The organism is Burkholderia sp. IMCC1007, from assembly GCF_027257875.1.
Classification (GTDB): domain Bacteria; phylum Pseudomonadota; class Gammaproteobacteria; order Burkholderiales; family Burkholderiaceae; genus Burkholderia.
This window is the reverse complement of sequence record NZ_JAPVQY010000017.1, coordinates 33,759-47,998: the sequence shown is the minus strand read 5'-3', so window position 1 is coordinate 47,998 and position 14,240 is coordinate 33,759. Positions and strand designations below refer to the sequence as shown.

Sequence of the window (14,240 nt, the reverse complement as noted above, 5' to 3'; positions counted from 1 at the left end):
GTGACGAGCATGCGCCCACTGGAAGGAATCAAGGTCGTCACGTTCGAGCATGCGATCGCCGCGCCGTTCTGCACGCGCCAGCTCGCGGATCTCGGCGCGCGCGTGATCAAGGTCGAGCGGCCGGGCGTCGGCGATTTTGCGCGCGGCTACGACGAACGCGTGTCGGGGCTCGCGTCGCACTTCGTGTGGACCAACCGCTCGAAGGAAAGCATCACGCTCGACGTCAAGCAGGCCGCCGCGCTCGAGATCGTGCACAAGCTGCTCGCCGATGCCGACGTGTTCGTGCAGAACCTCGCGCCCGGCGCGACGCAGCGCCTCGGCCTCGACTACGACACGCTGCGCGAACGCTATCCGCGGCTGATCGTCTGCGACATCTCCGGCTATGGGCTCGATGGGCCGTTTCGCGACAAGAAGGCATACGACCTGCTGATCCAGAGTGAATCCGGATTCCTCAGCATTACCGGTTCGGAAGGACAACCCGCGAAGGCCGGCTGCTCGATCGCCGATATCGCGGCCGGCATGTACGGTTACACCAACATCCTCGCCGCGCTGATCGAGCGCGGGCGCACCGGACACGGTCGGCACATCGACGTATCGATGCTCGAAAGCATGGTCGAATGGATGAGCTATCCGCTGTACTACGCGATCGACGGCCAGACGCCGCCGCGGCAGGCTGGCGCATCGCACGCGACGATCTTTCCGTATGGCCCGTTCAAGGCCGGCGACGGCAACACCGTGATGCTCGGGCTGCAGAACGAGCGCGAATGGAAGCACTTCTGCGAGACCGTGATCCGCATGCCCGAGCTGGCAGCGGACGAGCGTTTCGGTTCGAACAGCCGCCGTGTCGCGAATCGCGACGCGCTCGTGCCCCTGATCCTGCGCGCGTTCTCGACGCTGACCGCTGCCGACGTGATCGATCGGCTCGAACAGGCCGGCATCGCGAACGCGCAGATGAACGACATGCATGGCGTCTGGACGCATGAACAGCTCGCCGCGCGGCATCGCTGGACGCAGGTCGACACGCCTGCCGGCAAGATCCCCGCGCTGCTGCCGCCGGGCGTCGCGCCGCGCGACGAGCCGCGCATGGATCCGGTGCCGGCGCTCGGCCAGCACACCGATGGCGTGCTGCGCGAGCTCGGCTACACCGCCGAACAGATTCATACGTTGCATGCATCCGGCGCCGTCTGACCGGGCCTTGCCGCGCTGATTGCAGCGCGCCCCTCATCCAACTATCGAAGCGGCTCCGCGTCTGGTCGACAGACGCGAGGGTGCCACACAACTGGAGACATCATGGCGAACACAGTCAATGCCGCCGGCCGGCTCGACCGGCTGCCCATTTCACGGTTTCACTGGAAGATACTCGGACTGATCGCCGGCGGCGCATTCCTCGATGCGTTCGACATCTATCTCGCGAACGGCTCGGTCGCGGCGATGGTCAAGGACGGATTCACCGATCTGCGGCATGGCGCGATGTTCGTGTCGTCGACGTTCGTCGGGATGATGATCGGGGCGTTCGTCGCCGGGTATGTCGGCGATCGGCTCGGGCGGCGGTATTCGTATCAGCTCAATCTGGCCGTGTTCGGGCTCGCGTCGATCGCCGCGTGCTTCGCGCCCGATATCGAGTGGTTGATCGTGCTGCGGTTCATCATGGGCGTTGGCCTGGGCGCAGAGCTCGTGGTCGCGGCCGGCACGCTGGCCGAGTTCGTGCCGCCCGAAACGCGTGGCAAGTGGGTGTCGTTGCTGGCGATCATCACCAATAGCGGCCTCTTTGCGGCGCTCGCTGCCGGGTACTGGATCATTCCGTATCTCGGCTGGCGCTACATGTTTGCGCTGGCCGGTGTCGGCGCGCTGGTGGTCTGGTTCATGCGCAAACGGATGCCGGAGTCGCCGCGCTGGCTCGAATCGGTCGGGCGGCTCGACGAGGCCGAAGCGACGCTTGCCGCGATCGAGCAGGAAGTCGGCAAGCAGGTCGGGACGCTGCCGCCGGTGCGGCGCATCGTCGATCTGCATGTCGGGAAGGTGCCGCTCGCGGTGCTGTTCTCGAAGGGAATGCGGGCGCGGACCGCGGTGGCGGCATTGACTGCGATCGGCGTCAACGTGGGGCTTTACGGCTTTATCGCGTGGTTGCCGACGTTTTTCGTGACGCAGGGGCTGTCGGTCGTCAAGTCGCTCGGATTCGTGTTCCTGATGTCGATCGGGTCGCCGGTCGGCGGGTTGATCGGGTATCTGATCGCGGACCGGGTCGGGCGTGCGCGGGGGATCGTCATTGCGTCGATTCTCAGCATCGCGCTCGGGTGGCTGTATGTGTCGTTGCGCGATACCACGGCCATCATCCTGGTCGGGTTCTGCCTCGTCAGTACGATCTATACGATCACGACGCTCGGGTTGTTTGGCTATATTCCGGAGCTGTTTCCGACCGAGGTGCGGCTGCGTGGCACGGGTGTGGCCGGGATGGCCGGGCGGATGTCGTCGATCGGAACGCCTGCGCTGGCATTGGCGCTTTATCAAACGTTCGGGGTGTCCGGCGTGATCGCGATGGTCAGCGCGACACTCGGCGTGCTGTGCGTCGCGATCGGGTTGCTGCGGGTTGAAACAGGGCGGCAGGCGCTCGAGGAAGTGGCGCCGGGAACGAGTGACGCGGATGGTGCGGTGGCCAACCCAGGCGTTACGCAGACCTGATTGACGGCGACGTATCGGCAGAACAGCACAACGGCTTACCGGCTTACCGACCGCAGCGAACTTTCAATGTTCGATGCTCGCGGTCGGATGCCGGCATCCCAAGAACGTGCGGCGGCCGTTCTTGACGTTGCGTCGGCTTTCAGCGCCAATCGCCCGTGAACCGCCGCGGCTGATACGTTCCGTCGTTCCACGTAAAGCGCGCGGCCTTGCCCGATGCAGCGTTGCCCTTGGGGCGCACCAGCAGGTCATAGTGGCCGTTCGTCTTGTGCGGGCTGAACGACACCGCGTAGTGAACCTCCATCGTGTTGTCTGCATCGCACGCATCCTGCTGCGCGTCGCTCGCGCCCTTGCGCTTCCCCGCCAGCTTCTCCGTGCAATCGCTGGCCCCGTCCTTGTCATATGTCGACCAATCGGTCAGCGCGGTGAAGACAGGCGTCACGCACGCATCCGCATACCGATACAGGCTCAGCATCCCGGTCGTATCGCTATGTGCGGTTGACGTGTAGTTATTGTCGAAGCGCACACCGAAGGCGGTTTCCTGGTCACTGATTCGGTAAGGGACGAGAACGCATTTCGTGCCTGTTGTTCAACATAACTTAGGTATTTCCCGTCAACGGATCCCTCAGCCCGCCGCCAGCAACCCGGCCGGCTCACGCGATACTAACCTCTGCTCGAGAACAGATCGGCCACGACGGATCGCAACCACCGATTGCCTGCTTCGTGATGGTACTTGGCGTGCCAATGCTGCCGCACCGCGAACTGATCGACCGGGAACGGGCACGAGTGAACCGCGATGTCGTTGACTTTCGCGAGTGTTTCCCCGATGTTTCGCGGCAACGTGGCGATAAGATCGGTCGACTTGATGATCGACCCGAGCCCGAGCATGCCCGGAAGTTCAAGCACGACATTGCGTTCTATGTTCTCGCGCAGCAGCGCCTGCTCCAGCAGTTGCGCGCCCGTGCCGGCGGCGATGATCACGTGCCCCTCGCTGCAGTAGTGCTTCATGCTCAGTCGCGCGCGTACGCGCGGGTGATCCGGACTCGCGAGGCACACCCAGTCCTGCATATAGAGCTGTTGCTGATACATCCCGCTGCCGAGCCACGGCACATGCCCGATCGCCAGATCGGCCTCGCCGGATTCCAGCGCGCGCTCCGTGTTTCCGTCGATTCTCGCGGCTTCCAGCCGAATGCCCGGCGCATGCGCACGTACATGGGCCAGCATGCGCGGAAGCAGCGTGATATGGCTCGCATCGGTCATGCAGATGCGGAAGCGGCGCTTCGCCGTGCTCGGATCGAACGAAATCTCCCACGCCGAAAACCGGCGAAGCGACTCCAGGATCTCCCTGCACGGCCCGATCAGCGCGTCCGCCTGAGGGGTCGGCGTCATCCCGCCCGGCGTGCGGACGAACAGCGGATCCTGCAGATGGTCGCGCAAGCGCCCCAGCCAGATGCTGATCGTGGGCTGGCTCTGTCCGAGCTGCTCGGCCGCGCGCGTGACGCTGCGCACGTCGTACAGCAGGTCGAAGAGCTGCAGGAGCTTCAGATCGGGTAACTCGGACGTGTTCATGGCGGTATTGTCGAACGCAATGCCCCCATTGTATTCATTGCATTGCCCGCGCACGAGCATCCCCGTATCTTGGGTTCGGGCTCGACAGCCCCGCCGAGCCCGAACGGCCACGTTCGAGCCACCAGAGATGCAGCCGACGATGCTGCTCCAGTCAAACCAAGATCAGGAGACGTTCATGGACAACGGAATGCCGCGGCAAGGCGGCGGAATTGACGGGCTCATGGATGAAAGAGCCCGCAAACAGGCCCGCAAGGCGCGAGCAAGCGGCTGGATCGGTTCCGCGCTCGAGTACTACGACTTCTTCATTTACGCCCAAGCCGCGGCGCTGGTCTTTCCTCAGATCTTTTTCCCGAAAGGCGATCCGAAGATCGCGATCGTGGCCTCGCTGGCGACGTACGGCGTGGGTTACGTGGCGCGGCCGATCGGCGCGTTCGTCCTCGGACATTGGGGCGACACGCACGGCCGCAAGACCGTACTGCTGATCTGCATGTTCCTGATGGGTGCCTCGACGATGGCCGTCGGCGTGCTGCCGACGTATCAATCGGTCGGCATGCTCGCGCCCGCGCTCCTCGTCATCCTGCGCCTGGTTCAAGGTTTTGCCGTCGCGGGCGAGATTTCGGGCGCCAGTTCGATGATCATGGAACAGGCGCCATTCGGCCGCCGCGGCTACTTCGCGAGTTTCACGTTGCAAGGCGTGCAGGCCGGCCAGATTCTCGCTGCCGCCGTCTTCCTGCCGCTTGCATACTACATGCCGGAAGACGCGTTCGTTGCATGGGGCTGGCGCATTCCGTTCCTGTTGAGCGCGCTCGTCCTGATCGCGGGATTCATCATTCGCCGCGAAGTCGACGAAACCGCCGCATTCGCGAAGGAAGACGCGAGCGGCAAGGTCGCGCGCGCGCCCGTCCTCGAAGCGTTCAAGTACAGCTGGCCCGACATGCTGCGTGTTCTGTTCATGGCGTTCATGAACGTGATCCCGGTCGTCACCACCATCTTCGGCGCGGCGTACGCGGTTCAGCCGTCGTACGGCATCAACTTCCATGCGAGCGTGTATCTGTGGATTCCGGTGGTCGGCAACATCGTGGCGGTGCTCGTCATTCCGTTTGTCGGCAATCTGTCGGATCGCATCGGGCGACGGCCGCTGATGATCTTCGGTGCGCTGTCGTCAGGCCTCCTATCGTATGCGTATCTGTATGCGATCAGCGTGCACAACCTGCCCGTCGCGTTCGCGATGTCGATACTGATGTGGGGCGTGGTGTACCAGGGCTATAACGCGGTCTTCCCCGGCTACTATCCGGAACTGTTCCCGACGCGCTTTCGCGTCTCCGCGATGGCGATCGCGCAGAACATCGGCACGACCATCACCGCGCTGCTTCCGGCCCTCTTCGCCGCTGTCGCGCCCCCTGGGTCGCACAACGTGCCTCTGATGATCGGTTCGATCACGCTGGCCGCCACGATCGTCTCGGCGATGGCTGCATGGAGTGCGCGGGAGACGTATCGCGTGCGTCTCGGCGACCTCGGAAAGAAAGACGCCACGCCGATTCCGAAAGCGCAATACCACCGGCTCCGCGAAGAAGCATTGAGCGAAACGAGACTCGCGAAAGCGTCCATGCAAACGCATTGATTCGATGAACGGGCACATCCACCGATGTGCCCGTCCTGTCTTTTTAGCAAAGCAATCCCCGGAGGGATGCATGATCTCGGGCAATACGGCCATCATCGCGCACATCGGCTTTCCGACCCATTCGTTCAAGTCGCCTATGATCTACAACCCTTACTTCGATCGTGCCCAGATCGACGCGATCGTCGTGCCGGCGGGATGCAAGGCGGACGCGTTCCCGGCGTTTCTGCGGTCCGTTTTCACGCTCGAAAACATCCGCGGCGCGCTGATCACGATGCCGCACAAGGTCACGACCGTCGGCTTGCTGGACGAGGTCACGCGAGCCGTGAAGATTGCGGGCTCGTGCAACGCGGTGCGCCGCGCGGAAGATGGCCGCCTGATCGGCGACATGTTCGATGGTGATGGCTTCGTGCGCGGCGTGCGGCGCAAAGGCTGCAAACTCGAAGGCGCGCGCGTGCTCGTGGTCGGCGCAGGCGGCGTCGGTTCAGCCATCGCGGCATCGCTCGCTGCGGCGGGCGTTGCGTCGCTGTCGCTTTACGATGTGCGGCGCGAATCCGCGCATGGTCTTCGCGACCGGTTGGCGGCCTACTATCCCGAGCTCGAATTGATCACCGGCAACAACGATCCGGCGGGCTACGATCTCGTCGTCAACGCCACGCCGATGGGCATGAACGATGGCGACCCGCTGCCCGTCGATGTCACGCGGATTTCGCCTGAAACATTCGTCGGCGAAGTCGTGATGAAGGCAGAAATGACGGCGTTTCTGAAGGCCGTGCAGGCGCGCGGTTGCCGCTTTCAGATCGGCACGGACATGTTGTTCGAACAGATCCCCGCGTACCTCGAATTCTTCGGTTTTCCGAGCACGACGGCCGACGTTCTGCGCTCCGTCGCGACGCTCGCGTACTGACTGACCCTTTCCCACGACGCCCGGAACATGCCCGGTCCACAGTTGGGCAGGTGCGGGCCGCTGCATCAGGTGCCCCTCATACAGAAAGCGGGACTCGACTACATCCGAGCCCCGCTCGTGCCGCTTCATATCGACGACGATGCGTCGTTTGCGGCCGCAGGTTACCGCGGCCTGCGCGGCACCGAATGCCGCTTCAATGGCGATCCGGCCGCGTCGATGCGCCAAAGCGCGGCGCTACTGCGCCGCGCGTGGGCCGACGCTTGAAACATCAGGTCAGGCGGCGGCCGCTACCGCCGCCCTCAGCCCGAGCGAATAGCTGTCGAGACCAAACCCGCAAATCTGCCCCTTCACGATCTCGGCGAACACCGAATGATGGCGGAAGCTCTCGCGCGCGTGGATGTTGGACATGTGAATCTCGACGATGGGCACCGTCAGGATGGCGAGCGCGTCGCGGATCCCGTAGCTATAGTGCGTCCAGGCGCCCGCATTGATGAGTACGCCGTCGACCTTGTCGATGAACGCCTGATGGATGCGCAGACACATGTCGCCTTCGCTGTTCGTCTGATAGCTGTCGACGGTGACGCCAAGCTCCGCGGCCAGCGCCTGAAGCCGGGCGTCGATGTCGGCGAGCGTCGCCGTCCCGTATTGAACCGGATCGCGCTTGCCGAACATGTTGTGGTTGATGCCGTGCAGCATGAGGAAAGTTTTCATGATTGACCTGTATCGAGTTTCAGAGTGACGTCGTTTCGACGACTGCGCCGGTTTCCGCGGCCTTCACGATCGCCTCGGTGATGCGCAGATTTTGCAGGCCGTCACGCGCGGTGACGATCGGTGCGGCTTCGCCGCGCACGACGCGCCCGAAGTGTTCCATTTGATGCTCGAGCGGATCGTCGCGCGTCGTGTCGGCCACGCTGACATCGAACGGTTTCCACCACGATCGATCTTCGTCTCTTCCGTAGGTCTTGACACGCATCGTCGGAATCGACAAGGACCCGTAGGTGCCGGCGATTACATAGCAGTCCTCGTCGGAATACGATGCGTAGGCCTTGTTCTCCTGCGACGTCTGTTCCCAGCTACGCGCGCTGGCCGCCGTATCCGACAACAGGAACGTGCCGAGTGCGCCGCTCGCGAAACGCAGATTGATCGCGACGGTATCCTCGACGGCGAAGCCGCGCGGCGCGTCGCGCGCGACGAAAACGCCTGCACCGCGACGATGTCGCCGCACAGCATCCGCAGATTGTGAATCTCGTGAATCATGTTGAGCAGGATCGGCCCGGCGCCCGGTTCCTTGCGCCATGGCGCGTCCGCGAAATACTGATCGGGCTTGAAAAACAGTGCACTGCCCATCACGGCGACCAGCGGGCCGAGCCGCCCGTCGTCGATGATCGCCTTCGCGCGCGCCATGATCGGGCTATGTGCGCGATGATGACCGATCAACACGCTCGCGCCATAGCGGTCGACATCGGCGACGAGCGCTTCAGCCTCCTCCACCGTGGCGGCGATGGGCTTTTCGAGCAGTATCGGCACGCCGGCCTGCATGCTCGAGCGCGCGTGCGCTACGTGAAGCGTGTTGGGTGTCGCCAGGACCACACCGTCGGGACGATCTTTCTCGTAGAGTTCATCGAGCGAGCGGTAATGCGGCACGCCTGCCTTCGCTGCGATGTCCGCCGCCGCATCGGACGGGTCGATCACGGCCGACAGCGCGCACGTCGCACTTTCGCGAACCACGCGTATATGTTCACGCCCGATATAACCGGCGCCGGCTACCGCGATGCGCGTTTTCTGCATGTCACACTCCGTGGCTTGCGCGAGCGGCGTGAACCGCCCGCATCGAAACGAGGTTGAACACGATGCCGCACGCGACGACGGGCCAGGTCGCGCCGCCGCAATATGCGTGAATCAGCGCGGCGGCGAACGGTGCACGGCTTCCGATGACGACCGAGAGATCAGAGGCCCTTCCACGTCGCAGCGGCGATAGCGATAAGTCTCGGCTTGCATGCCGCGCTTCCTCGGCTCGTCACTCGAGCGGGACGGTCAACTGTTCGATGACGGCCTGCGTGTGCGGACGAACCCCACGCCACCAAGCGAACGCTTCGGCCGCCTGTTCGACCAACATGCCGACGCCATCGGCAATGCGTTGCACGCCTGCCTGACGCGCAAGCTGGAGGAACGGCGTGAGGCCCTTTCCATACGCCAGCTCGTACGCAGCGCCGGTCGCGCTGAAGACGCTCGACGGAACGGGCGGCAATTGCCCGGTCAGGCTCGCGGACGTTGCATTGACAACGAGATCGAACTGCCCCATCGATTCGAGTTCCGCATAGCCGCACGCGGCGAGCGTTGCGCCTGCCGCGACCTGTTCGACGAGCGCCTTCGCCTTGTCCACGCTGCGATTGGCTATCACGAGTCGCGCAGGCTGCGCCGCGATGAACGGCAGCAACGCGCCGCGCACCGCGCCGCCCGCGCCCAGCACGAGCACGCGCTTGCCCGCCATCGGCTGATGCAGGTTGATCTCGATGTCGCGCACGAGGCCGACGCCATCGAAGTTCTCCGCCACGATGCGTCCGTTCTCGAACTTCATCGCGTTGACGGCACCCGCGAGCGCGGCCCGTTCGCTCCGCTCGTCGGCCATCGCGAACGCCTGCAGCTTGAACGGCGCGGTGACGTTCATGCCCTTGCCGCCTGCCGCGATGAAGCCCCTGACCGTATCGCGGAAAGCACCGGCCGGCTCCAGCGGCCCTTCGATGGCCGTATACGTGATGTCCTGCCCGGTCTCCTTTGCAAAAAGACCGTGGATCAGCGGCGATTTCGTATGGCCGATCGGATTGCCGATTACCGCATATCGATCGCTCATTGCGCCCCCGGCTTCGAGAAGAGCACGCCGTCGGTCTGCATCGCGTCGATCTCGGCTGCGCTGAAACCCAGCGATTGCGCGACTTCCACGTTGTGCTGACCGAGATCGGGGCCGACGTCGCGGATCGACGTATCGCAGTCGGAGAAGCGGAACGGCAGGTTCGGCAGCCGCAGTTTTCCAAAACGCGGATGTTCTTGCTCGACGACCATGCCGCGCGCGACGATCTGCGGATCCGCGACAACCTCGTCGATGCGTTGAACCTTCGCGCTCGGCACATCGACGCTATCGAGCAACGCCAGCACGTCCGCGACGGAGCGCGCGGCCACCCACGGCTTCACGATCGAAAGGATCTCCTCGCGATTCGCGTTGCGCCCGTTCAGGTCATGAAACCGCGCATCGGCGCCGAATCCGGCCGGACCGCCGTGCTGCTCGACGACTGTTGCGAACCGCTTCCACGAATCATCGACCTGCGCGGCGATCACGAGATCGCCGTCGGCCGCGCGAAACACGCCATACAGCGTCGAGGTCGGCATGTCGTGACCCGTTTGCTCGGGCACCACGCCTTGCATCGTGTAGCACTGGACTGCATATTCATGCATCGAGACGAGCGTGTCGTACAGCGCCATGTCGATATGCTGGCCGCGCCCGCTCTTCACGCGACCGAGCAGCGCGGCGTTGATCGCCGCAACGGCGTGAATGCCGGTGTACATGTCGCCGAGCGAAATGCGCATCAGCGGCGGCGGCTCGCCCGGGTTGCCGATCATTTGCATGATGCCGCTCTTGGCTTCCGCGATGAGACCGAAGCCCGCGCGATGCGCGTCGGGCCCAGTGTGTCCGTACGCCGAAATCGAGCAGTAGACGAGGCCCGGATTGCGTTCCGACAACGCTGCATAACCGAGGCCGAGCTTGTCGAGCGCGCCGGGCCGATAGTTCTCGATGAATACGTCCGCCGAGTCGCACAGGCGCTGCATGAACGCCTTGCCGCGCGGATCCTTCATGTTGACGCTCACGCCCCGCTTGCCCATGTTGAGCTGCAGGAAATACGCGCTTTGCTGGTCGTCGAGAATGGTCGCGTGCTGGCGGCCGGCATCGCCGCTGCCCGGGCGTTCGACCTTGATCACTTCCGCGCCGAGTGCCGCGAGACACCGCCCGACATACGGGCCGGCAAGAAAGTGGCTGTAATCGACGACGCGGATGCCTTCGAGGGGACGGGCCTGCATCAGTTCGCTCCCGGACGGCGCGGGATCATCAGACGATGCTCGCCACGTTGAACGACTTCGCCGTTCTGATTGATCAGTTCCGACGGCAACACGACGATGCCCCAATCCGGACGGCTCTTGCTTGCACGCATGGTGCCCACCCGGAACTTCACATGCAGCACGTCGTTGACCTTGATCGGCAACAGGAAGTCCCACGTCCATCCGAGCGACATGCCGGGCAGGAAGCGATAGTCGCTTCGCGTCTTGAGGCCGTCGGCAATGGACAAGCCGAACAGGCCGTGCGCGACGATGCAGCCGAAGTGGCTCGCGTTCGCGTATTCCTCGTCGACATGAACGGGCGTGTGATCGCCGGTCAGATCGGCATACGCGAGGATGCGTTCTTTCGTGACCGTGTAGGTCGGGCTCACGCACTCGTCGCCTTCGCGCGCATCGTCCCAGTATTTTTCGGTGATGTTGATCGTGCTCATGCTCACGCCTCCGCGCGTGGGTTGATCGCCAGCGCCTGCGCGACGCAGGTGGCAGGCCGGGCCTGAATGAGTTCGACGGCGAGCCCGTCGGGCAGACGCAGCCAATTGCGTCCCTGCGGCATCTCGGTGACACCGAATGCTTGCGCGGCGGCAATCGCCGCTTCGAGGTCTTCGCACATCACGCCGAGATGCGCGAGCCGGCCTTCGGTCCCTTCGTGCTCCGGCGCGCTGATGAACTGCAGGCCGCCCAGCGTCCAGTACTGACGCGGTTCCTCGCGCGGGCCGTCGACTTCCCGCATCGTCATGCCGAGCACGTGTTCGAAGAAACGGATATGCCAGTGGATGTCCTTCACCCAGATCGCAACGTGTTCGAGATAGGCTTTCGATGCGCTCATGCCTGGGCTCCTTCTTTCTGGCGGTCCGTCAACGCGCGTTCGATGCCCTTGATGCAGGCGACGAGCGTCGAATTCACCGGCGTCGGCACGCCCAGCCGCTCGCCCCACCGCACGACCGCGCCGTTGATGAAGTCGATTTCGGTGAGCGACGACTTCTCGATGCTTTGCAGCATCGAGGTTTTGAATGCGGGTGAAAGGCCGTCGGCGGCCATGTTCCACGCGTCTTCGGCGTTTTTGATCGACAGCGTGATGCCGGCGGCTTTCGCGACAGTCATCGCTTCGTCGATGGCCGCGAGCGACGTGGCTTTCAGAACGGGCTCGTCGTAGAGCTGGCCGTAGGTGAGGCGCGTGATGCCCGTGATCGCGCCCGTCGCGACGTTGATGAGCAGCTTGTCCCACATCGTGCCGACGATGTTGTCGCTGACCGTGGTCGTCAGACCGGCGCTGTTGAACGCATCCGCGATCGCTTGCACGCGGCGCGTGATGCGACCGTCGAGTTCGCCGATGATCGTGAGCTTGCCCGTCACGCCTGATTGAATATGGCCTGGCGCACGCAGCACGCCGCCGACGTAGGTCTTGCCGGCCAGCACGCGTTCGCGTCCGACGATCTCGCTTAGCACGTCTTCGTGACCGAGGCCGTTCTGCAGCGACAGCACGACCGTTTCAGGCCCGATGAGATCGCGCGCGCCGCGCATCGCGGAATCCGTGTGGAACGACTTGACCAGCACGACGACGAGGTCGACCGGACCGACTTCGGCGGGATCCATCGTCGCGCGAACCGCGACGCGGCGCGTGCCGCGCTCGTCGTCGACCTGGAGGCCGTCGCGCGTCATGGCGTCGACGTGAGCGGCAAAGCGGTCCACGAGCCACGTCTCATGCCCACCTTCCGTCAGCGCGGAACCGATGGCACAACCCAGCGCGCCAGCGCCCAGAAATGCGATCTTCATATCTGTCTCCTTGAATGGAGACCAAGATACGGTTCCCGCCTACATGCTGGCAATGCAATGGGTTTAATGGCGCTATTGCGGTTGGCAATATTGACGCGGGTCCGGTCCGGTCCGTTACCGGACGGGGACGTTGTGCCTATGCGGCCGCAAATCGGTAAGTCGGGTGGTTCATATGCGACCCCACTTCAGGCACGCGCCGGCAGCACCGCTCGCCCGACGGCAGCCTTATCATGCGCACACTGGTTCCACAGGGCCATTCGACGACGCACGTCGAATGCGACGTGGTGCAATCTGTACCACGCCGCAAATCCCCATCTGTATTGGTTCAGCGCGATCCGCAGCGGACGGATCGCGCGGCGCTACGCACAGCTTCAGAAGGATTCGCCGGAGGACTGGAACACCTCGCCGGGCCGGCGCCCGAGCCGCTACAGCGGGCGCATTGCGCGCCCGCCCTCATCGTTATTCCGGCAGCCAGTCCGTCGACAACACTTGGTCGACGCCCCACGGGCATGTCTCCGGGAACGACCCCAACCCCGTTTCGCTCGCCGCCGCCACCACCGCATCGCCCCACGCATCCGCCCACCAGTCCGGATCCGCCAGCGACGCCTGCAGGCTCGGCGTCTTCGCCAGCCGCCGTTCGATTCCCGCGCGCTGCGCTTTGATCGTCACCTGCCAGTTCGCACCACGTCGGCCCGGCTGGTACTGCCACTTCAGCAGATGCGCCAACAGCACCGCCATCCGGCTCGCCAGTTCTCGCTGCTCGCTCTTGCCCACGTCTTCGATCTCCTCAGCGAGGTGTTCAATGTCCAGCTCAGAGAACCGGCCGCTGCGCAGCAACTGCGCCTGCTCCTGCGACCACGCAATCACATCCTTGTCATAGCGGCTTGCCTTCATCGTTGCCTTCTCCTTCGGATCCCTGTCCATACTCGATCCCGGTTCCACGTCACAGCAGCGCCTCCAGCCCCTTACGGTCAACCAGGTCAAGCAGCTTCAGCGACGGCCCGTTCGGTTGCTTCTGTCCCTGTTCCCACTTCTGCACCGTCGACGTGCTCGTGTTCAGGTACGCCGCGAACACCGCCTGGCTCGCCCTGCTGCGCAACCGCAGCCGGCGGATCTGCGCCGCGCTGTATGTCTTCACCGGCGGCAGGCTCAGCGCATCGAACTCGCGCAGCGTCACCGCCTCCATCGCGCCCGCCTCGTGCAGCCCCTGCGCTGTCTCGCTCAATGCCTTGAGTAGCTTGTCGCTCATCGCTTCCTCTCGCCTGCCTCTGCATCCAGTTCGCCGATCATAGCACTTCGTCCTATACGTCATCCGCCTCGTTGGGCTCCTCCCGCGCCTCGCGCTCCAGCTCCGTCAGCAGCAGCGTGATCGCTTCGCGCCAGTCCACCGGCCCTTGCCGCATCGGGTGCGTGCTCGCGTGAATTGCCTTCAGCTTCCCAATCGCCACGTGCGTATAGATCTGCGTCGTCGACATCTCTGTAGGTCGATGCCTCGAGGCCAATGGGTTCGTTGCCGTTCCTGTCGATCGCGCCCGAGCCCGGCACGATCAGCACGACCGGCGCATCGCCGCCAGCCGGGGGCAACAACGG

Annotated in this window: 16 protein-coding genes and 2 pseudogenes; 5 read left to right on the top strand and 13 right to left on the bottom strand. The window is 64.1% G+C overall.

Annotated elements, in window-relative coordinates; translation table 11 throughout:
- Positions 1-9: 9 nt before the first annotated feature.
- Positions 10-1,188 (top strand): CaiB/BaiF CoA transferase family protein, encoded by a 1,179-nt coding sequence (locus O1Q03_RS17055; protein WP_269504903.1) that lies wholly within the window; start codon positions 10-12, stop codon positions 1,186-1,188.
- 102 nt (positions 1,189-1,290) lie between these two features.
- On the top strand, positions 1,291-2,679 hold the full coding sequence (locus tag O1Q03_RS17050) for an MFS transporter (RefSeq protein ID WP_269504900.1): 1,389 nt from the start codon (positions 1,291-1,293) through the stop codon (positions 2,677-2,679).
- 139 nt (positions 2,680-2,818) lie between these two features.
- Here the strand turns inward: O1Q03_RS17050 and O1Q03_RS17045 are convergent, their stop codons facing one another.
- Positions 2,819-3,202: a hypothetical protein gene (locus O1Q03_RS17045; protein WP_269504898.1), complete on the bottom strand. Its 384-nt coding sequence runs from the start codon at positions 3,200-3,202 to the stop codon at positions 2,819-2,821.
- 137 nt (positions 3,203-3,339) lie between these two features.
- Positions 3,340-4,245 (bottom strand): LysR family transcriptional regulator, encoded by a 906-nt coding sequence (locus tag O1Q03_RS17040; RefSeq protein ID WP_269505007.1) that lies wholly within the window; start codon positions 4,243-4,245, stop codon positions 3,340-3,342.
- A gap of 220 nt (positions 4,246-4,465) precedes the next feature.
- Between O1Q03_RS17040 and O1Q03_RS17035 the strand changes: the two genes are divergently transcribed.
- The 3 genes from O1Q03_RS17035 to O1Q03_RS17025 all read left to right on the top strand — a co-directional run bounded on the left by O1Q03_RS17035 (position 4,466) and on the right by O1Q03_RS17025 (position 7,034).
- A complete protein-coding gene (locus O1Q03_RS17035; protein WP_269504897.1) occupies positions 4,466-5,866 on the top strand; it encodes an MFS transporter in 1,401 nt (466 codons plus the stop codon).
- Between the two features lie 70 nt (positions 5,867-5,936).
- Positions 5,937-6,770 (top strand): shikimate dehydrogenase family protein, encoded by an 834-nt coding sequence (locus O1Q03_RS17030; RefSeq protein WP_269504895.1) that lies wholly within the window; start codon positions 5,937-5,939, stop codon positions 6,768-6,770.
- A gap of 27 nt (positions 6,771-6,797) precedes the next feature.
- On the top strand, positions 6,798-7,034 hold the full coding sequence (locus O1Q03_RS17025) for a hypothetical protein (RefSeq protein ID WP_269504893.1): 237 nt from the start codon (positions 6,798-6,800) through the stop codon (positions 7,032-7,034).
- A 9-nt stretch (positions 7,035-7,043) separates the two neighbouring features.
- On the opposite strand, the gene aroQ is transcribed toward O1Q03_RS17025, so the two are convergent.
- The 11 genes and pseudogenes from aroQ to O1Q03_RS40205 form a co-directional block, all read right to left on the bottom strand.
- A complete protein-coding gene (gene aroQ / locus O1Q03_RS17020; RefSeq protein ID WP_269504891.1) occupies positions 7,044-7,481 on the bottom strand; it encodes a type II 3-dehydroquinate dehydratase in 438 nt (145 codons plus the stop codon).
- Between the two features lie 19 nt (positions 7,482-7,500).
- Positions 7,501-8,558, bottom strand: a pseudogene (locus O1Q03_RS17015) (Gfo/Idh/MocA family protein).
- Positions 8,559-8,787: 229 nt separating this feature from the next.
- A complete protein-coding gene (gene aroE, locus O1Q03_RS17010; RefSeq protein ID WP_269504889.1) occupies positions 8,788-9,621 on the bottom strand; it encodes a shikimate dehydrogenase in 834 nt (277 codons plus the stop codon).
- Positions 9,618-10,841: a CaiB/BaiF CoA transferase family protein gene (locus tag O1Q03_RS17005; protein ID WP_269504887.1), complete on the bottom strand. Its 1,224-nt coding sequence runs from the start codon at positions 10,839-10,841 to the stop codon at positions 9,618-9,620. Before O1Q03_RS17005 ends, aroE begins: the two co-directional genes overlap by 4 nt.
- A complete protein-coding gene (locus O1Q03_RS17000) occupies positions 10,841-11,308 on the bottom strand; it encodes a MaoC family dehydratase (protein WP_269504886.1) in 468 nt (155 codons plus the stop codon). Before O1Q03_RS17000 ends, O1Q03_RS17005 begins: the two co-directional genes overlap by 1 nt.
- A gap of 2 nt (positions 11,309-11,310) precedes the next feature.
- Complete coding sequence (locus O1Q03_RS16995; RefSeq protein ID WP_269504885.1) at positions 11,311-11,703, bottom strand: VOC family protein; 393 nt, start codon at positions 11,701-11,703, stop codon at positions 11,311-11,313.
- Complete coding sequence (locus O1Q03_RS16990) at positions 11,700-12,650, bottom strand: ketopantoate reductase family protein (RefSeq protein ID WP_269504884.1); 951 nt, start codon at positions 12,648-12,650, stop codon at positions 11,700-11,702. The genes O1Q03_RS16995 and O1Q03_RS16990 overlap by 4 nt, the downstream gene beginning before the upstream one ends.
- 459 nt (positions 12,651-13,109) lie before the next feature.
- Positions 13,110-13,574, bottom strand: coding sequence for a DUF29 domain-containing protein (locus O1Q03_RS16985; RefSeq protein WP_269504883.1), 465 nt, complete (start codon positions 13,572-13,574; stop codon positions 13,110-13,112).
- Positions 13,575-13,593: 19 nt separating this feature from the next.
- Complete coding sequence (locus O1Q03_RS16980; RefSeq protein WP_269504882.1) at positions 13,594-13,899, bottom strand: helix-turn-helix domain-containing protein; 306 nt, start codon at positions 13,897-13,899, stop codon at positions 13,594-13,596.
- 52 nt (positions 13,900-13,951) lie between these two features.
- Entirely contained in the window at positions 13,952-14,125 is a 174-nt protein-coding gene (locus tag O1Q03_RS16975; protein WP_269504881.1) for a hypothetical protein, read from the bottom strand.
- 1 nt (position 14,126) lies between these two features.
- A pseudogene (locus O1Q03_RS40205) lies at positions 14,127-14,237 on the bottom strand (alpha/beta hydrolase); the annotation flags it as partial.
- Between the last annotated feature and the right edge of the window lie 3 nt (positions 14,238-14,240).